The sequence below is a fragment of the Chitinophaga sp. YR627 genome (assembly GCF_900114995.1).
Taxonomy (GTDB): Bacteria; Bacteroidota; Bacteroidia; order Chitinophagales; family Chitinophagaceae; genus Chitinophaga.
In genome coordinates this window covers 1,379,327-1,400,635 of sequence record NZ_FOUX01000002.1, presented here as the reverse complement: position 1 = coordinate 1,400,635, position 21,309 = coordinate 1,379,327, and the positions used below count along the sequence as shown (strand labels likewise).

The following is a 21,309-nucleotide window of genomic DNA, read 5'->3' as shown; positions in this document are numbered from 1 at the left end:
CTGAAAGGCCTGCTGTATGCCGGCCGCTATCGATGAATCCTGCTCTCTATAGCTAATAACAAAAAAGCCCGGACCATACGATCCGGGCTTTTTTCTTTATTAAGAACTGACTATACCATCGGTATTTCAGCTACTTCGTATACTTTCTTATCCAGTTTCTCTTTCGTCTCAGTGAACGCTTTCAGCGTCAGCTCGATATCCTCGTCGCTGTGTGCAGCTGTCGGGATCAGACGATAGATGATCTGTCCTTTTGGAATAACCGGATATACTACGATAGAACAGAAAATGTTATAGTTCTCACGCAGATCCAGACACATTGCTGTAGCTTCCGGAATATCACCCTGCAGGTAGATCGGTGTTACCGGAGAGTTAGTTCTGCCGATATTGAAACCACGATCACGCAGACCCTGTTGCAGCTTATTCACATTACTCCAGAGTTTCGCTTTCATCTCAGGATGTTTACGCATCAGTTCTACGCGTTTCAGGTGTCCGATTACCAGTGGTAAAGGAATTGATTTTGCGAAGATCTGGGAACGCATGTTATAGCGCAGGAAGTTGATGATCGCTTTGTCGCCGCTCATGAAAGCACCGATAGAAGCACCAGATTTTGCGAAAGTATTGAACAGCAGGTCAATCTGGTCCTGTACACCCTGTTCTTCACCTGTACCGGCACCGGTTTTACCCATTGTACCAAATCCATGTGCATCGTCTACCAGGAGACGGAACTGATATCTTTCTTTTAAGCCAACGATCTCTTTCAGTTTACCCTGATCACCCGCCATACCAAACACACCTTCAGTAACCACCAGGATACCGCCCGGGGTACCTTTGATCAGTTGCTCAGCACGTTGCAGCTGTTTTTCACAGTCAGCTATATCATTGTGTTTGAATACATAACGTTTACCTGGGTGCAGGCGCAGACCGTCGAGGATACTTGCGTGGCACTCAGCATCGTATACGATCACGTCGTGACGGTTACAAATAGCATCGATCGCACTCATAATACCCTGATAACCATAGTTCAGCAGGGTAGTGTCTTCTTTGCCCATGTAGTCGGATAATTCTTTTTCCAGCTTTTCGTGATAATTGGTGTTACCACTCATCATACGGGCTCCCATTGGAGTGGCAAGTCCGTAATCGGCTGCTGCTTTTGCGTCAGTAGCACGTACCTCGGGATGGTTGGCAAGCCCCAGATAGTTATTCAGGCTCCATATAACTTTCTCTTTACCCCTGAAATTCATGCGGGGACCAATTTCACCTTCCAGCTTAGGGAACGCGAAGTAGCCATGGGCTCTGTCAGAGTGTTCGCCTATAGGGCCCATGTGCTTAAGCAGTTTCTCAAAAATATCCATATGTTAAATAATAATTAAGAGTGATCATTCGAAAACCCGCACAAAGGTATTAAAATATTAGTTTTTGTAAACTTGGGTTACCTTTGAAAATGTGAATAATAAATAATGTATTTAAGAATTATGAATCGTAAATTCTTGTCGTGTGTGTTGTCCGCGGCAACCCTGCTCGTTACACAATCTCTGAATGCTCAGAAAGCTACCTCTCCCAAACCCGGTTTTGCAACTGCATGGAGCAAGCCGGCCGCTCCTAAGAATGTTACCCGTCCCAAGCTGGTGGTTGGCATCGTGGTGGATCAGATGCGATGGGACTATTTGTATCGTTATTCCAACCGCTATACAGATGGTGGGTTCAAGCGGTTGCTGAAGGATGGATTCTCCTGCGAAAATACGCTAATTAACTATACGCCGACTATTACGGCCTGTGGTCATACCTGCGTATATACCGGTTCTGTTCCTGCCGTGCACGGTATTGTTGGCAATGACTGGTACAACAGAGACCTGAACAGGGACGTATACTGTGCGGAAGATTCCACTGTGAATACCGTTGGAAGTACGTCTGCTGCCGGTAAGATGAGTCCCCGCAACATGCAGGTGACTACCATCGGAGATGAACTGCGTCTGGCAACCAACTTCCAGAGTAAAGTAGTAGGCGTGGCGATTAAAGACCGTGGCGCTATCCTGCCTGCCGGTCACAGCGCTACTGCTGCTTACTGGTATGATGGCAGCACCGGCAACTGGATCACCAGCACCTATTATATGAATCAGTTACCGGACTGGGCAACTGACTTCAACAGTATGAAATGGCCTGCCCGTTATCTTAGCCAGCCATGGACGCCAATGTATCCGATCGATACCTATACTTTAAGCACTGCTGATAATAAGCCTTACGAAGGTCCTTTCAAACCAGGTATCGCGCCGGCATTCCCGCACGATCTGGGTGGTACGACCGGTAATCCTTTCAAATCAATCTCCTCTACGCCATTTGGTAATACCATGACACTGGAGTTTGCTAAAAAAGCGCTGGAAAATTACCAGCTGGGTAAAGGTAGTGTGACCGATATGCTGGCCATCAGCCTGTCTTCCACTGACTATGTAGGTCACCAGTTTGGCCCTAATTCCATTGAAATTGAAGATACCTACCTGCGTCTGGACAAAGACCTGGCTGAATTCTTCAAATACCTGGATGCCAAAGTAGGTAAAGGACAATATCTGTTCTTCATTACTGCGGACCATGGTGTGGCGCATGTACCGGGCTTCAGCCAGGAAAACAAACTGCCTGGAGGTAGCTGGAGTGAAGGAAAAGCAGTGAATGAACTGAACAGACTGGCAAAAGAACAGTTTGGTCTGGATAAAGCTATTCAGGGCGCCAGCAACTATCAGCTGTACCTGAATCATGATGCCATCACCAAAGCGGGTAAATCTTCTTTGGAAGTACGTGATTTCCTGATCAATGCTTTACTGAAAGACCCGGCCGTGGCCAATGCCTTTCCTTTACAGGAACTGATGACCACCACCTTGCCTGAACCAATGCGTACGATGATGGCCAATGGCTTTAACAGAAAACGTAGCGGCGACATCCAGTTTGCGCTGCAACCGGGATTCATTGATGGCGGTAGAACAGGTACTACCCACGGTTTATGGTATCCTTATGATGCACATATTCCACTGGTATGGATGGGTTGGGGTGTTACGCCGGGCAAAAGCAACCGTACGGTGGGTATGACAGATATCTCCCCGACCATCGCAGCAAAACTGCATATACAGATGCCTAACGGTAACGTGGGCCATGTAATAGAAGAAGTTGCGAGATAAGCGCAGCATTCCGGATAATAGCTCATTTCAGATCGCGGAATTTAACAAGTTCTTGTTATATTCATTCCGCGATCTGAAATCGCTAATCCGGTAACAATGGTTTTCGAACATATCCTGTATAATGTAAGCGGACGTGTAGCCACGATCACGCTCAACCGTCCTGAAAAACGTAATGCGCTGAACGGCGCTACAGTCGGAGAACTACGTACAGCCTTCAGTCAGGCTGAGACAGATCCCGAAGTGAAAGTAATTATCCTGAAAGGCGCCGGTGAAGCTTTCTGCGCCGGAGCAGACCTGGAATATCTCCAGCAACTCCAACGTAATACCAGAGAAGAAAATCTTGCCGATTCAAAAGAACTGATGCAGCTCATGCAGCAGATCTATTATCATAATAAAGTGGTTATTGCCCAGGTAGAAGGACATGCGATTGCAGGTGGCTGCGGACTCGTAACGATCTGCGATCTGAGTTATGCTGTACCTGAAGCAAAAATGGGGTATACGGAAGTAAAGATCGGCTTTATCCCGGCGCTGGTATCCGTATTTCTGGTCAGGAAAATAGGAGAGGGACGTGCGCGCGACTTACTGCTCACAGGCAGATTGATCACCGCCGAAAAAGCGGAATATTATGGTTTAGTGAATGAAGTGGTGCCTGCTGACCGTATTGCTGCACACGTAGCACGCGTGGCGGAAGATCTCTGTACCGGTGCTTCTGCCAATTCACTTAAAGTGACCAAAAAACTGATTACTTCCGTGTTTGATCAGCCGATTGAAAATGCCTTGCTGAACGCTGCTGAGATGAATGCTGAAACGAGAGAACACACTGATTGCCAGAGAGGTATAAACGCGTTCCTGGCAAAGGAAAAGATGGTCTGGTAATCCGGTATGATTTTTTCATTTAAGTCTATAAAGCCACGCATAATTATCCCTGTACAACGGAAGCGTTATGCAGAGGCGACATCCGGCCTCAGCTTTTAAAATAATGCGGATGAAATTATTACTGTCATGCAAAAAGCTCTTTTAACACTTGTATGTTGTGTGCTGCTCTCCGGTAGTCTGTTCGCGCAGCGATTGGTGTCAGACGCGAAAATTGTTTACCGGATCGAAACACCACCACAAACCGATGCCTCATTCGAAGGCGGTACTTTAACCCAGTATATGAAAGGACACCTGAGCAGGGTGGACCTCGATTTCAAAATGGTGCACTACAGCTATCTTATCAACAGCAGAGAAGAATCAGTCGTAACACTGATCGACAATCATGGAGATAAGTACCTGATCCGCGCCGGCAAAGAAGAATATGCAAAGGAACTGAAGGAATATCTTCAGGTGCAATTCAAGGATGCCGGTGAAACCAAACAGATTGCAGGTTATACCTGTAAGAAAGCAATTGGTAAAATGGCGGATGGTCAGACTTTCGAAGTGTATTACACACCCGATCTGATGCCGGAAAATAAGCAGTATAACCGCCGCTTTGTCAATCTGAAAGGTTTGCCCCTGCAATTCGAGATTATCAACAAAAATGGCTCCCGTATGCACGTGATAGCGACCAAAGTTGATATCTATGCAGTGCCAGGTTCTTTCTTCGATATTCCGAAAACGGGGTATAAGGAGATAAGCAGGGAGGAACTGTTGAAAATGGGAAGTTGATAATAACGGAGCAATCCGGAAATGATACAAAAGAAAAAGGTCCTGTATGTTACAGGACCTTTTTCTTTTTATGCAAATGCAAAGTAGACAGTGATTAGTTCTTCCTGAACGGCAGCACAATGTGCAGCTGATGGAAGTTGTTGGTAGTAGGCTGCTGAATCTGCGTAGCATATGGTAATACATATGTTACGTTACCCTTCTTAATAGTCATTACTGACTTGAAGTTGTATGAGTTATTATCAGACAGCTTGAAGTTGGAGTTCATCGCTCCATTGAAACGAAACCCTGCATCAAGGCTCAGGTTGGTCTTTCCTGACAGACCTGCCAGGGAGATTTTGTTTTCGTTCTTCTTTATCTTGTCTTTATTATCGGAGGTTAAATTATCGTTGGCTTTAGCAGTTAACCCACTGATTACCAGTAGCCCTGCCAATAAGAAAGACAATGAAAAGGTCTGCAATATGTTAGTTTTCTGTTTCATTGTATCACAAATGTACAAACTTTTCTATATATTATATAACAAATCCTTAACGAAGATACGTAAAATTCCTAAAGTAATGTTAAATATTTTTAACAATCAGCCGCAAAGCGGCTCATAGCTTGCCGATTCAAAAAATACTTATATTTACATTAATGAATCAAGACTTTCCATTTTTAAACGACGATTTTGAGGAGTTAAAAGACTTGTTGCAGCAGTTTGAAAACCTGAAAGCAGGCACGTCTCACTCCTTTCTCGACGAGGATTCTTTCGAACTGATCATAGACTATTATGATGAGCATGATGAACTTCCTAATGCCATGCAGGCTGCTGAGATGGCAATAGAGCAGTTTCCTTATTCTTCTACGCTCTTACTGAAAAAGGCTAATCTACTTATAGAATCGAAGAAATACCAGGAGGCCATGGATCTGCTGGAAAAAGCTTCCATATTGGATAGTACAGATATCAACCTGTACATCCTCCAGACTGACGTATATCTTGCGATGAACCAGCACGAAAAGGCCGCAGCCCTGCTGGAAGAACAGATAGCTGTTTTCGAAGGAGACGATAAGACGGAACTGCTGCTCGAACTGGCAGACGTGTATGATGACTGCGAAGAGTTCGAAAAGGTGTTCGACTGCCTCAGACTGGCACTTGAACACGCTCCCAATAACGAAGAGGCCCTGCACAAGATCTGTTTCTGGACCGAATTTACCGGCAGGAACGAAGAAAGCATCCGCCTTCACACCAATATCATTAACGAGCATCCTTACAATCAGCTGGCCTGGTTTAACCTGGGTACCGCTTATCAGGGACTCAAATTGTACGAAAAGGCTATCGATGCCTATCAGTACGCAATCGTTATCGACGAAAAATTCGATTATGCGTACCGTAATATGGGCGATGCCTACATCCGTCTGCGCAAGTATGCCGAAGCGATCGATGTGCTGAAAAAGCACCTCGAAATTGCGAAACCGGAGGATGTGATCTATGAGGCAATCGGTCACTGTTACGAACGCCAGCGTAAATACACACAGGCCCGCTATTACTACCGTAAAGCATCCCACCTCAGTCCGGGCGATGACAAGCTGTACTACAAGATCGGCATCGCTTATATGACTGAGGCGAACTGGGAAAACGCCATCAAGTCCATTATGAGCGCTATCAAGATCAATAAGAACAGCGCCGAATACCTGATCGCCCTCGGTCAGTGCTATATTGAACTTGAAAAAAACAAAGAAGGCCTGATCCACCTGCTGGCCGCCGTACGTATCCGTCCTTCCAGTATCACGACCTGGCAGGAGTTTATCCGCGGACTCTACATTTCCGGTTTCTATGACGAAGCCCTGATACAGCTGGATGCAGCCATTCAGAAAGTAGGTCATAAACCGGTATTGCAGTACTACCTGGCAGGTATCCTATTCGCTACCGGTAAGTCGAAAGAAGGTATGCTGCAACTGGAAACAGCCCTGCAGATGAATGCAAAACACGTCAGGAAACTCATAGAACTTGACCCGACCTTACTCCAGCATCCCGGTATTGTAGAGCTCATTACCAGGTATAAAAAGAGCAAAAAAACGAAGTAATCTGAGTATACTCCGGAACACCCGTTCCGTAAATGCGTAATATTATGTGCTGTAATTTAGCATCATATATTACGCATTTTTCGTTTTAATATATTGGTATACAGATTGTTATGAGATATGAAATTTTATTTCCAATAAAAACCTTTATTTGAGAGTCTTTAACCGGAATGTGTTAATTTTGCGCCGGTTAAATAAAGATGGGCAGCTCCCTATTCCGGAAAACCAGTGAAGTATAGTTGTTTGATTTACAAACAATCATGACGATAAAAAAACGTTCAAATGAATTTTAATCTGACACAAATTCCCGATCGGACAAAGAAACCTCGTAACCATGGTCTGACCATGGTGATGGATAAAGGGCTAAGTTTGGAAGAAGCCAAGAATTTTTTATCGGTAGCGTCTCCTCACGTAGATATCCTGAAACTGGGTTTTGGAACGTCGTTCGTTACTCCTAACCTGCGCCAGAAAATAGAATTATACCAATCTGCCAATATCCCCGTATACTTCGGTGGAACTTTATTCGAGGCATTCCTGATCCGTAATCAGTTTGATGACTTTGTAAATGTGATCAAAGATTATGGTATCAAACATATTGAAGTTTCCGACGGCTCTATTACCATCCCGCACGCTGAAAAATGCGGTTATATCGAGAAACTGGCTAAAATAGCGACCGTATTAAGCGAAGTAGGTTCCAAAGACGCAGAACACATCATTCCTCCCTACAAATGGATCGAACTGATGAATGCAGAACTGGGCGCCGGCGCTACCTATGTGATCGCAGAAGCACGCGAAAGCGGTAACGTGGGTATCTATCGTGGTACGGGTGAAGTACGTGAAGGACTGGTACAGGAGATCCTGACCAAGATCCCATCCGAAAAAATTATCTGGGAAGCTCCGCAGAAAGCACAGCAGCTGTATTTCCTGGAACTGATCGGTTGTAATGTGAACCTGGGTAACCTGGCTCCGCATGAAGTGATCTCCCTGGAAGCAATGCGTATCGGTCTGCGAGGAGATACTTTCCACCTGTTCCTGAATCAATAAAGCTTTATCAGGTACCTATGAAGATCTATGGTCTTATTGGATATCCGCTGAGTCATTCATTCTCCAAAGGCTTTTTTGCTGAGAAGTTTGCACGCGAAGGCATCAAAGAATGTATGTACGATAGTTTCCCGATCCCAGCCATCGGTGACTTACCTGCTTTACTGACACAACAGCCGGAACTGCAGGGGCTCAATGTGACCATCCCTTATAAGGAAGTCGTAATACCATATCTTGATGAATTAAGTCCTGCTGCCGCTAAAATGAGGGCAGTGAACTGCATCCGGTTCAAAGATGGCCGTAAGATAGGTTACAATACAGACGCCATCGGTTTCAGGAGGTCTCTTGAACCTTTACTCAAGCCACATCATAATAAAGCATTGATACTGGGTACCGGTGGTGCAGCAAAAGCTGTACAGTACGTACTCGAAAGTCTGCATATACCGTATCAGCTGGTCAGCCGTCAGGCATCTGCGGAAACCATCAGTTACGAACAGCTGGATGCAGCAACCATGGCATCGCATACGCTGATCGTCAATACCACGCCACTGGGTATGTACCCTAACGTGGAAGCAGCGCCTGCTATCCCATATGACCTGCTGACAGCAGATCACCTGCTGTATGATCTGATCTATAATCCTGCTGTTACCGCCTTTTTGCAACATGGTGCTGACAAAGGAGCCACTATTAAAAATGGGCATGAGATGCTGATCCTGCAGGCGGAAGCCAGCTGGGAAATCTGGAACGAACAATAAACAGACATAAAAAAGAAAGAGGCGGTTCATCACCGCCTCTTTCTTTTTTATGTCTGTTTATATCCGGATCTGATAAAGCAACTACTGCGCCTTGATCATATAATAAACACAGGTCGTAAAGAAGTTCCTTACAAACGGTACTGCCGCTACCGGCCCCCATTGCAGTCTTGGCTTCAGACCGAATTTATATTTGTAGATCGGATTGATCAGATAGAACTGTTTCTTCGTAATATCATATCCCTGCTGTTTTACGATCCGCTCAAAGCGCTCAATGGAAATACCGGTTTCCTTGATCTCCATCAGTTCCGCAATGATATTAGGCGGTTCCCCAAAGGCCCGTAAAACCGCTCTGTAGAGCGGATTAGGAAGCAGATGTATGTAAGGCATCACATTCAGTACCTTGCTTACGCAGGTCTGCTGATGACCGCCATGTGGCATATACCAGGGTGGAAAGCCAAAATATACCTGTCCGCGGGGAGTAAGCAGGTTCTTGAGATAGCCAATGATCTTCGCCTGGTCAGGAATATGTTCGATCGCATCTTTCAGAATGATAAGATCAAAAGAATGTTTGAACTCACCCAGAAAATCAACATCATAGATATTTTTGTTGATCAGCTGCAGGTTGCCCGCATCTACATATTCTTTCAGATAATCATGCGCCAGTGCGATCTTGTCATCCGACAGATCCACCCCCACACAATGACAACCTCTTTCCAGGAAAGGTATCAATACGCCTCCTTCACCACAGCCTATTTCCATTATCCGGAGATCAGGTGTTACCGGTATGGCAGTATCGATAAAAGGCAGCACATAGTGAATGGAATTATCCACCTGTTGCTGGTATCTGACATTCGCGTTGCTGTGTTGTACTAAAGACATATTATGAAAATTGCGTGAAAATACTGAAAAAGCGCATATTTTCTACGCTTGCACTGTTTCACCCGTTGAACGCTGCATCCTGTGTTTCTATTATCTTTGCGGGATGAATCAGACTGCTGAAAAAAATATTTACGAAGAAGGACAGGTGGTGTTGATCAACAAGCCTTTGAAATGGACGTCTTTCGATATCGTAAGAAAGATAAGGAACACGACAAAAGCCAAGACTGGTCACGCCGGTACCCTCGATCCGCTGGCAACGGGTCTGCTGATCTGCTGTACAGGTAAAATGACAAAAAAGATCAATGAGTACCAGGCGCAGGAAAAAGAATATACCGGTACTTTCACTATAGGCGCCACTACGCCCACTTACGATCTGGAATCTGAACCAACAGATTTTAAACCACTGGACGGTATTACCGAACAGCTGATACATGATACGACCAGACAGTTCATTGGTGAATTACAGCAGTTACCGCCTATTCACTCTGCCATTAAACAAAATGGAAAACCTATCTATGAACTGGCAAGAAAAGGCGTAGAGGTGAAAGTAGAACCGCGTACCATCGTGATAAAGGAATTTGAAATTACAGCCATTGCATTGCCGGTAATACACTTCCGCGTAGTATGCAGCACCGGTACCTACATTCGCTCACTGGCCAATGATTTTGGCGCAGCACTGGGCGTAGGTGGTTATATGAGCAGTCTTTGCAGAACAAGGATCGGTGCGTTTAAACTGGAAGATGCCTGGGAGATAGAGAAATTTGTGGAAGAACTGGGTGGCACTTTCAAAGCGAAATCTTAATCAGACAATTGTGAATTAGTACGTATAAAAAAGCCTGATCGTCTGATCAGGCTTTTTCTATTGAAAGAAGAAAATAATTAGAACGGATAACCGATCGCAATGTTCCAGATAATATTATCCCTGCGCCAGTCAGCATTACCCAGTTGCCATTGTCCCAGATACCAGCCGCTTTTATTGCCTTTGAAATAAGGGACTTTCACCGGCACTCCCCAGTCAAGCCTGATGAGGAAGAAGGAGAAATCCAGTCTTAAACCGGCGCCGGTACCCACCGCCAGATCTCTGTACAGGTTTTGTAATCTGAACTCACCACCGGGACGGGTGGTATCTTTCCTCAGCATCCAGATATTACCTATATCCAGGAAGGTGGCGCCTTTCAGGTTGATGCTGCCATCAAAAAGACGCAACAGGTCAAAACGGTATTCAAGATTCGCTTCCAGTTTCATATCACCCGTCTGATCAGGGAATGTACTGGCTGTTAAGGAGCTATCTTTAAAGATACCAGGACCCAGCGTACGCAGTCGCCATGCACGGATACTGTTAGGACCACCCGCTGTAAACTGACGGATATAAGGCATTACATCCGATTTGCCATAAGGGATACCCACACCTCCATAAGTACGGGCAGCAAGTACCGTATGGCTGGTTAAGGACCAGTAATGTCTGTAATCGGCCTCCAGTTTGAGGAAGTTCGCGATCGGCATATTGGTCATCGTTTCCAGGTCATTGCCGTTGCTGGCAACAGCGCCCCACAAACTGTTGATACCATTCAGCCAGGCGCCGGACTCTTCTACGTTTGCGCGGAAATAGGAATAGTGATTCTTATGTAGTGCGTCGTTATTGCTATAGATGTAGGTGACGTTTTCTCCGCCGATAAATGCCGGTTCAAAACTACGTTTCAGGTAAGGGTTCAGGTTGACCACCGTCTCACGGAATACCTCATTCAGGTTTACACCAACATAGTTCAGGGAGATCGGTTTTACGATCCAGCGTTTATAAGGTGACGCGTTCCACTCATAACCAAAGGACGCATTCACGTTGGAAATGTAAAACTTCGAAGAACGGGTAAGGTAATCAACACCCGCTGTAAGTCTCGTTCTTACTGCCGAACGTGTACCCTGTGCAATATGGAAAGGTGTGATAAAACGCGGGAATATCAGACTGACCTGTCCGCCGATCTCCTGCGATTGCAGCATCCATTCACCCTGAGAACGGATCAGTTCAATACCTGTATTCAGACTCACGTTCAGCTGTGTGGCAGAGTGGCCGATATTCAGGTGTTTATAGTTCAAAGTGATACCACTACCCACAAGATAATCCGAGCTCGTACTGACCTCAAAGTTGGCCCCTATTTCCTGGCGACGTTTTGGAGTCAGGTAAATGTAGGTATTGAGTGTATTTGGCGTATCCTTTCTTTCGCGGTATTGAAGTGTCACAAACTGCCATGCACCGAGGTCATACAGTCTGTTTATCGCATCATTGGTACGTTGCTGGGAGAAGGTATCACCGCTTTTTAACAGGATAGATCGCTGTAAAACCGCGGGCTTCAGGATATTCTGGCGGTAACGGATCGTCAGTTCTTTTCGCTGTGTGGTTTTGAAGATAGAATCCGCATTATTACCATACACCGGGAAATCAGGGTAAGCAACGATGCTGTCCAGTACATATTTCTCATAACGGATAGACGAGTCTTCCGGATGCCAGATACGTACGGAAATATCCATTTTCGGTCTGTCCTGTCCTTTACGTTCATTGTACACGTTCACGATACCTTCGAATGGGTTCATGAGGTTTCTGAACAGGCTTTTATGGAGGGTGTCTATTTCGAATTCAATCGCGTCACGGTCAAATTTGTAATAACCTGCATTACGTATCACACGCATCAGCCGCTCTCTCTCGCTACCCAGTACTTCCTGTTTATAAGGCATGCCGGTTTTGATCAGCGCGAGTTTCTCATTATCCTTTACGATTTTCAGCAGATTGGTATCTGGTATTTCGTAGTAGATCTTATTGATCACGAAATTTTTGCCTGTATTCACCTTATAGGTCACACTGACTTTCTGCCTTTTGATAGACTCTACACGATCGATGGTTGCATAGAAGTAGCCCTGATTATTCAGGTAGCTGACCATACGTTTGATAGATTCTTTTGTTTTGGTAGAATCGTAGATCACAGGATCTTCCAGGTTGCGGGGCGACAGCATCAGGTTCCAGAACCAGTTGGATTTTTTCTCGTTGTGTTTCTGGTTGTAGAGCCATACTTTGAAACGGGTACCGACAAAGAGTGAGTTCGGCTGTTGCAGCATCAGCTGTTTGGAGTAGAGAGAACTGCGGATATCCTGTTTGTCAATAGAAGAGGCTTCCCCTTTGACGTCTACATCCGCATCGATATACAGGAGCTGATTTTTCTGCAGGTATTTTGTATTGGAACATGCAGCCAGCGCGAGTGAAATCATCAGGATGATTAAATAGTTCAGGTAAATAAAAAGGGAACTATGTGGCCGCTGCTGCATCAGAGTCAATACAATTATTAATAGTTAGAAGCTTTGTTTTCAGTTTATTTCCATAGAGACCAGATCCGGGTGGCTTTGCCGATTAAAAGAATTCATGTAGGTTTGGCTCTATGTTGTCGAAGGCGCAAATTAAGTATATTCAATCATTACAGCATAAAAAATACCGTCAAAAATCCGGCCAGTTCATGGCAGAGGGCGATAAGATCGTTCCTGAGCTGCTACAGGAGGGCGTTCCGGTAAAAGAAGTCTATGCAACTTCCGCCTGGATCGCTACTCACAGGGCATTACTGGATCGTACGAAAGCCGTGAATGTAACGGAAGTAGACGAAAACATCTTAAAACAGCTGTCTGCACTCACGACGCCGAATCAGGCGCTTGCGTTGCTGGATATTCCCGGATCGCCTGTAATAGCGCCCGGATCGCTGAAAGGTACCGTATCGCTGGCACTGGAAACCATCCAGGACCCGGGTAATCTGGGCACGATCATTCGTATAGCCGACTGGTTCGGTATCCGTCAGATCATCTGTTCGCCTGACTGTGTAGATGCTTATAATCCAAAAACTATCCAGGCTACGATGGGGAGTATTGCCCGTGTAAGGATCCTGGAAAGTGATATCAGCACCCTGATAAAGGAAGCTGGTGTTCCATCCTATGCAGCCACGCTGCATGGGCGTGATATTACGGAGTTTTCGAAGCTGGAAGAGGGAATTATCCTGATCGGAAATGAGTCCCGCGGACTCAGTGAGGCGGTGATCGCTGCCAGCACCCATAAGATCACTATTCCCCGGCTGGGTGGCGCGGAGTCACTCAATGCAGGTGTGGCAGCAGGGATTATCTGTGGTAGATTACTGATATAAAACTACTTCTTCATAACAAAAAAGGCGGCTGATCCTTAGAGGATCAACCGCCTTTTTTATATGCTTTTATATTCGGTCTGATGATGCTTTTATATTTGTTATCCTACGTTAATCCTACGTTCATGAACGTAAGATTAACGTAGGATAAGCCTTATCTAAACGGCATCAAAACAATAATTTACCGGCTTTATTTGAACTGAATAGCTTTTACCGGGGTAATTCTCCGGATCACCCGTGAAGGTATAATAAGTACCAGCAAACATATCAGCAGTGTACCTGCATTAATCGCCAGCACTTCCCACCAGTGCAGGGAAATTGCGGCCACTGACATATAATAGGACTCTTCCGGCAGTTTGAAGAAACCGGTGGTTTGCTGCAGAACAGCAATACCGATGCCCAGGATATTGCCCAGTATGATACCCGCCAGCACTATATAACCCGCCTGATAAATGAAGATTTTCTGAATATTGAAGCTGCGCATTCCCAATGCCTTTACAATACCGATCATATTTGTGCGCTCCAGGATCAGTATGAGGATAGCAGTGATCATATTGATAACTGCTACGATAGACATGATTACCAGTATGATGATCTCATTTTTATTCTGGAGACGCAGCCAGGCAAAGATATTGGGATAGATCTCCTGGATGGAACGCATGAATAAGGTCTCCGGTATTACATCATAGGCTTCCGTAGCGATCTGCTGGATATTGCGGTAATCATCTGTGAATACCTCATATCCGGCAATGCTGCCAGGTTTCCAGTCATTCAGTTTGCGTATCAGCTCCAGATCACCCAGAATATACGTTTTATCATATTCTTCAATACCTGTTTTAAAGATACCGCCTACTGTCAGTTTACGTGCTCTTGGCGGCTGACCTGCGCCCTGTATGAAATAAACGATCAGCGGATCATGCAATTTCAGCTTTAATTCCTTTGCCAGACTCACAGAGATCATGACTTCCGGTGCATAACTACTGTCATTATACCGGATAGGACGGCCTTCCTGCAGGAATTGCTGCAGATGGTTCCAGTCGTAGTGACGGTCCACACCTTTGAAGATAACACCTTCCAGATCCTTTTCCGCCTTCACAATCGCAGATTTGGTAGCATATGCATTGACTGTGGTAATGCCTTTGATCTTTTTCAGGCGTTCCACAATAGTGCTGTCAGCCGTAAAGGGTACCTGTTCTGTGAGCGGACCCGCATTTGGCTGATACTGGGTAATGTGGATATGTCCCCAGAAACTGAATATTTTCTGCTGGATTACCTGCTGAAAGCCGTTTACCAGTGCTACCGCCAGTATCATGACCGCCACGCTGATAGCAGTAGCGACAACAGCTATGTTGATGATAAACCTCGAAAAGGAAGAGGACCGGTTAAATGCGATCCGTCTGGCGACAAATAGAGATAAACGCATGCGACAAATGTATTGAATATAATCCTAAACAGTTCTATACCCGCCTTTCACAGGCAGGACCGCCGGTACCGTTATCATACGAAAGAACAGGGCCATCGCGTTGTACAAGTTGAAAAAATAGTACCTTAATGCTTACTTGAAATGCGATTATGAAGTTAAAATCCCTCTTCTGTATACCTGTAATGTGTTTGCTGGTGTACGTTCTGCCTGTAGCGGCGCAGGAAAATACCATTGGGCCTGACCACGTATACTACAATAATATTCAGTCAGTTAAACTGAATCAGGCCGGCGACCAGCTGAGTTATCCTATTATCACGTTGAATGGCGATGAGAAACTGGAACTCAGCTTTGATGACCTGGACAATGATGTAAAGAACTACTTCTATACCTTCGTTTTGTGTAATGCCGACTGGACGCCTGCACAGATCACACAGGTGGAATACCTGCGTGGTTTTTCGGAAAACAGGATCCAGGATTATCGCTTTTCCAGTATTGCCCTGCAGAAGTATACACACTGGACGGTACAGTTACCGAATCAAAACTGTTATCCTACAAGATCAGGTAACTATCTCCTGAAAGTATATATGGATAGTGATACCAGTCAGCTGGCATTCACCCGTCGTATGCTGGTGGTGGGCAATAAAGCAGGCGTAAGCGGTTTTATTCAGCAGCCGGTGACGCCAAAGATCTTCCGTACCCACCAGAAGATCAATTTTTCTGTGAATATGGGAGGCCTGAATGTGGTAAATCCTTTCGATCAGATGAAAGTCGTGATCCTGCAAAACTACCGTTGGGATAATGCCATCAAATTCCCACGTCCGCTCTTCATCAAGGGAAATATCCTGGAATATAACTGGGAAGTGGATTGTGTCATGCCTGCGGGTAAAGAGTGGCGCTGGATAGATCTGCGGAGTTTCCGTTTGCAGACCGAACGCGTGAGAAATACAGAGTACGCAAAAGATCATACAGATATTTTTGCGTTACCGGATTTCGAAAGAGGAGGGAAGATGTATCAGTTTATCAAAGATATCAATGGACTGTATTATCTGGCTACACTGGATGATTACAATCCTTTCTTTGAAGGGGATTATGCTACTGTGCATTTCTCTTATCCTGTACCAGAGCCATATGCGGGCTACAGCATGTATATCCTGGGAGAGCTGACCAACTATGAGTGTAATGATAATACACGACTGGTCTTCAATCCTGCGACCAAATCCTATGAAGGTTCGCTGTTTCTGAAACAGGGTTTTTATAACTACGTATATGCGTTAGTAGATAATACCATTGCTGGTAGTAAAGCAGATACAAAACTGACAGAAGGCGACTGGTGGGAAACAGAGAATAACTATACCATTCTCGTTTACTATCGCGCATTAGGCGGTCGTGCAGATGAACTTGTGACAACTACTACACTGAACTCTATATTAAGCCGTAAGTAACTCATCAACCGAAAATAAAAAGACAAAGGCCAGTTGGTACCTACCAACTGGCCTTTGTCTTTTTATTTTCTTCAATCAGGAGGTCCAGTTTGACGGCACTTTCTCCACAATTCTTAATTGTTAATTCCTAATTCTTTATTGACCTAATTGACGGTCTGACGCAGCTTCACAATATTCGCGGCGCCGCGTTTGATAATAATACGCGTACCACGATCAAAGGTAAAGTAACGATAGAACCAGTTACTGAAGACCACCAGCTTGTTCCTGAAGCCTAAAAGGGTCATCAGGTGCACTGCCATCCATACCATCCAGGCCATAAATCCGCTCAGTTTCATACCTGCGAATTCGGCTACGGCGTGGTTACGACCGATAGTAGCCATGCTACCGAGGTCCTTGTATTTAAACGGTTTCAGCGCCTGTCCGGAAGATTTGATGGTTTTAAGGAGGTTTTCTGCAAGATTAGCACCCTGCTGAATTGCTACCTGTGCCACCATCGGATAACCTCTTGGGAATTTCGGATCATTCACCATCTGGGCGATATCACCGATCGCGTAGATATTCTGTGTATTATTGACCAGGTTGAATTCATTCACCTGGATACGCCCGTTTGGCAGAATGACATCAGCCGGAATACCTGCTACAGGAACACCTTTTACACCAGCCGCCCACAGGAGGGACTGTGTGCTGAGGGTTTCACCATTGCTTAATACCAGTGTTTTACCATCGTATTCTTTTACAACGGCATTGCACAGTACGTTTACGCCCAGTTTCTGTAAACTTTCCAGTGATTTCTGAGAGGAATGTTCACTCATACCGTTCAGAATACGGTTGCTACCTTCAATGAGATAGATATTCATGTAAGATACCGGCAGTTCCGGATAATCTTTCGGCATGATATATTTACGTAATTCAGCGAATGCGCCTGCCAGCTCAACACCGGTAGGACCGCCACCCACCATTACGAAGCTTAGTTTTGCCTTGATCTGTGCTTCATCTTTCAGCAGTAAACTTTCTTCAAATTGTTTGATCACATAGTTACGGATCTGCACTGCCTCTATGAGCGACTTCATACCGATCGCATGTTCTTCAATGATCTTGTTGCCAAAGAAGTTGGTATTACTACCAGTTGCAAATACGAGGTAATCGTATTTCAGTTCACCGATCCCTGTTTCCAGTATGTTTTCCGCCGGACGTACACCGGTTACTTCGGCCATTCTGAAAATGAAATTGGATTGGTTTTTAAAGATACCGCGCAGGGGGAATGCAATACTATCAGTTTCAAGACCGGCAGTGGATACCTGGTAGAGGAGGGGCTGGAAAAGGTGATAATTATTCCTGTCGAGCATTACTACCTGAACAGGGGCGTGTTTGAGTTTCTTAGCGAGGTTGATACCTCCAAAGCCACCACCAACAATTACTACACGAGGTTGACCAGTTTCCGGAATATTCGGTTGAATCATAATACAATCATTTAGCAATCAGAGAAATAAATCAAAAATGATCGTGTTGTTCTCTTTGCAACACTATGTATTCAAACGCCGGAAGTTATAAACGCATATCAAATTTACAATACTTTCAGAAAAGAATGAAAGTTTATTGTGAAAGAGATAAAGAATGTGCAAAAATAGGTAGGAAAAGAGGAATTCCGGGCAAAAAAAATCCCCGATGCATGGCGTGCACCGGGGAGTATACCATCTAAAAGTACGATTACATTTTTTTCGCGTCTTCCAGGAATTTGGCGAGACCGATGTCAGTCAGCGGGTGTTTCAGCAGACCCAGGATAGAATCCAGTGGGCAGGTACAAACATCAGCACCAACTTCAGCACATTTGATGATGTGCAGTGGTGTACGGATAGAAGCTGCCAGGATTTCAGTTTTGAAGCCCTGCAGGCTGTAGATCTGAGCGATCTGGGCGATCAGGTCAACACCATCCCAGTTGCTGTCATCGATACGACCGATGAAAGGAGATACAAAGCTGGCGCCTGCTTTAGCAGCCAGGATCGCCTGACCAGCAGAGAATACCAGTGTACAGTTTGTTTTGATACCGTTGTCCGTGAACCATTTCAGCGCTTTCACACCGTCTCTGATCATTGGCACTTTCACCACGATGTTCGGGTGGATAGCAGCCAGTTTCTTACCTTCTTCGATGATTGAATTGAAGTCGGTAGACAACACTTCTGCACTGATAGGACCATCTACCAGCTCGCAAATTGTTTCATAATGCTTGAGGATGTTCGCTTCTCCTTTGATGCCTTCTTTAGCCATCAGGGAAGGGTTGGTGGTAACACCGTCAAGAACGCCAAGGTCGTTTGCTTCTTTTATCTGTGCAAGGTTTGCAGTATCTATGAAGAATTTCATTGTGAAATGATTTAGTCCTTTTTAAATAAAATTGCCGGTACAATAGTACGCAACAAATAATACATAATCAACAGTATTCAACTATTCATCTTTTAATGAATACAGAAACCGGACAATCACGCGAATAAACAGTTGGAAAGCATTGGGCAGATTCGCAGGTCATCTTTATGTAAAAGAGAGTTGAATAGTGTCTGAATGATCGCTAGACGCCTGATGACCTGGAATAAAAAAAGAAAAAAAAACGGCAAGTTACTTACATCGCACCGCTACAACCACCTACCCTTGCTACATTCCTGTCCTGGGGGAGTTCAGTAGGAGCTGGTCGTATAAGACTTGCCGGGTGCAAATGTACACCATTTGAAATAACTAACAAATATTATTCAGGGAAATTTGAGTTTTTTTCAAAAAAAGTAAATAAAAATGTGGTTACCAGTGATCAATTCTGTAATTTATGATGTTATAAAAGCTATATAATGTGATTGTTGGCCCCCGTTGAGCTCCATTTTCCGTGAAAAGTTATCTGTTATCGAAAAACTATGGGACATTCTAATCGTTTTACATACCTCAATTTTTCACCTAAACCTTTTAATTATGCAAGACTATTCGTCGTATGATTCTTCTGGTGGCATACTTGCCGGAGTTTCTATTGTATTTATTTTAATTTGGTTGGCCTTTGTCGTATTTTACATCTACTGTAGCTGGAAGATATTTGAGAAAGCAGGTAAACCGGGGTGGGCAAGTATCGTCCCGATATATAGCACTATCGTCATGCTGGAGATTGTCGGTAAGCCATGGTGGTATATATTTATGTTCTTAATTCCTATTTATGGATGGTTCATTTTGCCGATCATGCTTACACATGAGTTCAGCAAGAGTTTTGGGAAAGATATCGGGTTTACACTAGGTCTTCTTTTTCTAAGTCCCATCTTTATTCCTATCATGGCGTTCAGCAGTGATATCCGATATATCGGTCCGGGTGGCCGCCCTTCAGGCTCATCTCTGGATAATCAGATCGGAAGTATCGGTACGCCGGCCGTCTGACAACTTTTTGCCATAATTAGTTACCTGCCGGTTGTGCTTCAAAAGCAACCGGCAGTTTTTTTTAGCGTTGTTCATTAATTTTACTTTCTATATGCAAAACCGATTTGGGGATAATATCCATGAAAAAGGACTGATAGAAGATCTGCACGCTATTCAGTATACCAGAAAGGCAGAGAAGACCCAGCGCTTCGTGAATTATGTAGTGGATTATATCATCGCGATATCATTAGGCGTGATGTTTTCACTGGGGATAGTGCTTGTTATGACAGCGTTAAGCGATGCTACGTTTGACGAAGATGGTATGCTGGTACCCCTGTTCTACCTGACAATGGGGATAGGTTTCATTGCTTATTACACCGGCTTTGAATATGGTAACGGTGGTCGTACAGTTGGTAAAATGATCACTGCAACTTATGCGGTGCGTGCAGATGGAAGTCCGCTGACCTTACAGGATGCATTCCTGCGTTCCTTGTGCCGCCTGGTACCTTTTATGCGCTTTTCAGGATTTGCGGATACACCATGGCATGACCAGTGGACAAACACCATGGTGATCAAAAGATAACTATCTGGTAGTATAGTAGTTATAGTCGTTTAAGATTGTTTCGAGAAATTCTCCCGGCATCATGTCCGTCTGAATATCCAGTACATCTCTTACCCGGTAGGCCACGCGTGCTGTCAGCTCGGGATTGTTGGATTTGACTGCCTGATCCATCAGGTTCTTTATCTTATTCATATCCCTGTCTGACAGCCGCAGGATCTGCGGAAAACGAGGTGTATAATCTACAGCCGACATATCCCTGAAGATCGTACCGCTCAGACTGGCTTTAGTCTTTGTACTCACCACGATCGTACCTGCCACTACATCTCCCAGCCGCTGATAATAAGGAGACCTTAACATCGCTATCAGTGGAATTAATCCGTTGATAATGATATAAGGGGTTTCAATGATGCGGAATAACCAGCGTATCAGGTGTTGACTCATACTGGGTTGTCCACCCTGCATATTCCTGACCCTGATATTCATCAGCAGTTTGCCAGGCGTCTGTCCGTTCATCACGATCTCCAGTACCAGGAAGTAACAGGTCATCGGCAGGCCACCCAGGAAGAAATAAACGACATAGCCGGCCACTTCTCCCAATTGCAGATTTTTGACAGTATACCCTAACACAATAATATACAGGCCCTTGATGAAAGTATCGATCAGCCAGCCCATCAATCGCTGGAAGATATTGGCTGTTTCAAACTCGAGATCTATATTAAAGGAAGTGGGTATTTTTATATTGGCCATGTATAAATTTAGCGATTAATCAATATGTTTGTAAGCAGTCTGTTCCA

General features: G+C 44.8%; 19 protein-coding genes and 1 other RNA gene. 11 read left to right on the top strand and 9 right to left on the bottom strand.

Annotation, left to right across the window (positions count from 1 at the left end; all coding sequences use genetic code 11):
- Window positions 1–110: 110 nt before the first annotated feature.
- Complete coding sequence (locus tag BMZ72_RS14200; protein ID WP_089809348.1) at window positions 111–1,352, bottom strand: aminotransferase class I/II-fold pyridoxal phosphate-dependent enzyme; 1,242 nt, start codon at window positions 1,350–1,352, stop codon at window positions 111–113.
- A gap of 120 nt (window positions 1,353–1,472) precedes the next feature.
- On the opposite strand from BMZ72_RS14200, the gene pafA reads away from it, so the two are divergent.
- The 3 genes from pafA to BMZ72_RS14185 all read left to right on the top strand — a co-directional run bounded on the left by pafA (window position 1,473) and on the right by BMZ72_RS14185 (window position 4,811).
- On the top strand, window positions 1,473–3,164 hold the full coding sequence (pafA, locus tag BMZ72_RS14195; protein WP_255373201.1) for an alkaline phosphatase PafA: 1,692 nt from the start codon (window positions 1,473–1,475) through the stop codon (window positions 3,162–3,164).
- Window positions 3,165–3,260: 96 nt separating this feature from the next.
- Entirely contained in the window at window positions 3,261–4,040 is a 780-nt protein-coding gene (locus tag BMZ72_RS14190; protein ID WP_089809344.1) for an enoyl-CoA hydratase/isomerase family protein, read from the top strand.
- A 126-nt stretch (window positions 4,041–4,166) separates the two neighbouring features.
- On the top strand, window positions 4,167–4,811 hold the full coding sequence (locus tag BMZ72_RS14185; protein ID WP_143087696.1) for a hypothetical protein: 645 nt from the start codon (window positions 4,167–4,169) through the stop codon (window positions 4,809–4,811).
- A 94-nt stretch (window positions 4,812–4,905) separates the two neighbouring features.
- Here the strand turns inward: BMZ72_RS14185 and BMZ72_RS14180 are convergent, their stop codons facing one another.
- On the bottom strand, window positions 4,906–5,289 hold the full coding sequence (locus BMZ72_RS14180) for a hypothetical protein (protein WP_089809340.1): 384 nt from the start codon (window positions 5,287–5,289) through the stop codon (window positions 4,906–4,908).
- Between the two features lie 152 nt (window positions 5,290–5,441).
- On the opposite strand from BMZ72_RS14180, the gene BMZ72_RS14175 reads away from it, so the two are divergent.
- From BMZ72_RS14175 to BMZ72_RS14165, 3 genes are all read left to right on the top strand, one after another.
- A complete protein-coding gene (locus BMZ72_RS14175) occupies window positions 5,442–6,872 on the top strand; it encodes a tetratricopeptide repeat protein (protein ID WP_089809338.1) in 1,431 nt (476 codons plus the stop codon).
- 279 nt (window positions 6,873–7,151) lie between these two features.
- Window positions 7,152–7,913: a phosphosulfolactate synthase gene (locus BMZ72_RS14170; protein ID WP_012789342.1), complete on the top strand. Its 762-nt coding sequence runs from the start codon at window positions 7,152–7,154 to the stop codon at window positions 7,911–7,913.
- 17 nt (window positions 7,914–7,930) lie between these two features.
- Complete coding sequence (locus BMZ72_RS14165; RefSeq protein ID WP_089809336.1) at window positions 7,931–8,665, top strand: shikimate dehydrogenase family protein; 735 nt, start codon at window positions 7,931–7,933, stop codon at window positions 8,663–8,665.
- A gap of 81 nt (window positions 8,666–8,746) precedes the next feature.
- Here the strand turns inward: BMZ72_RS14165 and BMZ72_RS14160 are convergent, their stop codons facing one another.
- Window positions 8,747–9,544, bottom strand: a complete 798-nt coding sequence (locus tag BMZ72_RS14160; RefSeq protein ID WP_089809334.1) for a class I SAM-dependent methyltransferase — start codon at window positions 9,542–9,544, stop codon at window positions 8,747–8,749.
- Between the two features lie 103 nt (window positions 9,545–9,647).
- Here BMZ72_RS14160 and truB point away from each other — a divergent pair, with 103 nt between their 5' ends.
- Window positions 9,648–10,346, top strand: a complete 699-nt coding sequence (gene truB / locus BMZ72_RS14155; protein WP_089809332.1) for a tRNA pseudouridine(55) synthase TruB — start codon at window positions 9,648–9,650, stop codon at window positions 10,344–10,346.
- Between the two features lie 77 nt (window positions 10,347–10,423).
- Here truB and BMZ72_RS14150 read toward each other — a convergent pair whose 3' ends face one another.
- Window positions 10,424–12,799: a translocation and assembly module lipoprotein TamL gene (locus tag BMZ72_RS14150; RefSeq protein WP_177222788.1), complete on the bottom strand. Its 2,376-nt coding sequence runs from the start codon at window positions 12,797–12,799 to the stop codon at window positions 10,424–10,426.
- A gap of 167 nt (window positions 12,800–12,966) precedes the next feature.
- On the opposite strand from BMZ72_RS14150, the gene BMZ72_RS14145 reads away from it, so the two are divergent.
- On the top strand, window positions 12,967–13,713 hold the full coding sequence (locus BMZ72_RS14145) for a TrmH family RNA methyltransferase (RefSeq protein ID WP_089809327.1): 747 nt from the start codon (window positions 12,967–12,969) through the stop codon (window positions 13,711–13,713).
- A gap of 187 nt (window positions 13,714–13,900) precedes the next feature.
- Here the strand turns inward: BMZ72_RS14145 and BMZ72_RS14140 are convergent, their stop codons facing one another.
- A complete protein-coding gene (locus BMZ72_RS14140) occupies window positions 13,901–15,133 on the bottom strand; it encodes an ABC transporter permease (RefSeq protein ID WP_089809325.1) in 1,233 nt (410 codons plus the stop codon).
- Window positions 15,134–15,282: 149 nt separating this feature from the next.
- Between BMZ72_RS14140 and BMZ72_RS14135 the strand changes: the two genes are divergently transcribed.
- On the top strand, window positions 15,283–16,575 hold the full coding sequence (locus BMZ72_RS14135) for a type IX secretion system plug protein (protein WP_089809323.1): 1,293 nt from the start codon (window positions 15,283–15,285) through the stop codon (window positions 16,573–16,575).
- Window positions 16,576–16,718: 143 nt separating this feature from the next.
- Here the strand turns inward: BMZ72_RS14135 and BMZ72_RS14130 are convergent, their stop codons facing one another.
- The 3 genes from BMZ72_RS14130 to ffs form a co-directional block, all read right to left on the bottom strand.
- A complete protein-coding gene (locus BMZ72_RS14130; protein WP_089809321.1) occupies window positions 16,719–18,035 on the bottom strand; it encodes an NAD(P)/FAD-dependent oxidoreductase in 1,317 nt (438 codons plus the stop codon).
- 247 nt (window positions 18,036–18,282) lie between these two features.
- On the bottom strand, window positions 18,283–18,933 hold the full coding sequence (gene fsa, locus BMZ72_RS14125) for a fructose-6-phosphate aldolase (RefSeq protein ID WP_012789351.1): 651 nt from the start codon (window positions 18,931–18,933) through the stop codon (window positions 18,283–18,285).
- Between the two features lie 239 nt (window positions 18,934–19,172).
- Window positions 19,173–19,272, bottom strand: an RNA gene (gene ffs, locus BMZ72_RS14120) — signal recognition particle sRNA small type.
- Between the two features lie 252 nt (window positions 19,273–19,524).
- Between ffs and BMZ72_RS14115 the strand changes: the two genes are divergently transcribed.
- Together BMZ72_RS14115 and BMZ72_RS14110 are read left to right on the top strand one after the other, a co-directional pair.
- Entirely contained in the window at window positions 19,525–19,974 is a 450-nt protein-coding gene (locus tag BMZ72_RS14115; protein WP_089809320.1) for a DUF5684 domain-containing protein, read from the top strand.
- A 91-nt stretch (window positions 19,975–20,065) separates the two neighbouring features.
- On the top strand, window positions 20,066–20,536 hold the full coding sequence (locus BMZ72_RS14110; RefSeq protein WP_143087695.1) for an RDD family protein: 471 nt from the start codon (window positions 20,066–20,068) through the stop codon (window positions 20,534–20,536).
- Here BMZ72_RS14110 and BMZ72_RS14105 read toward each other — a convergent pair whose 3' ends face one another.
- Window positions 20,537–21,262, bottom strand: coding sequence for an RDD family protein (locus BMZ72_RS14105; protein ID WP_089809316.1), 726 nt, complete (start codon window positions 21,260–21,262; stop codon window positions 20,537–20,539).
- Between the last annotated feature and the right edge of the window lie 47 nt (window positions 21,263–21,309).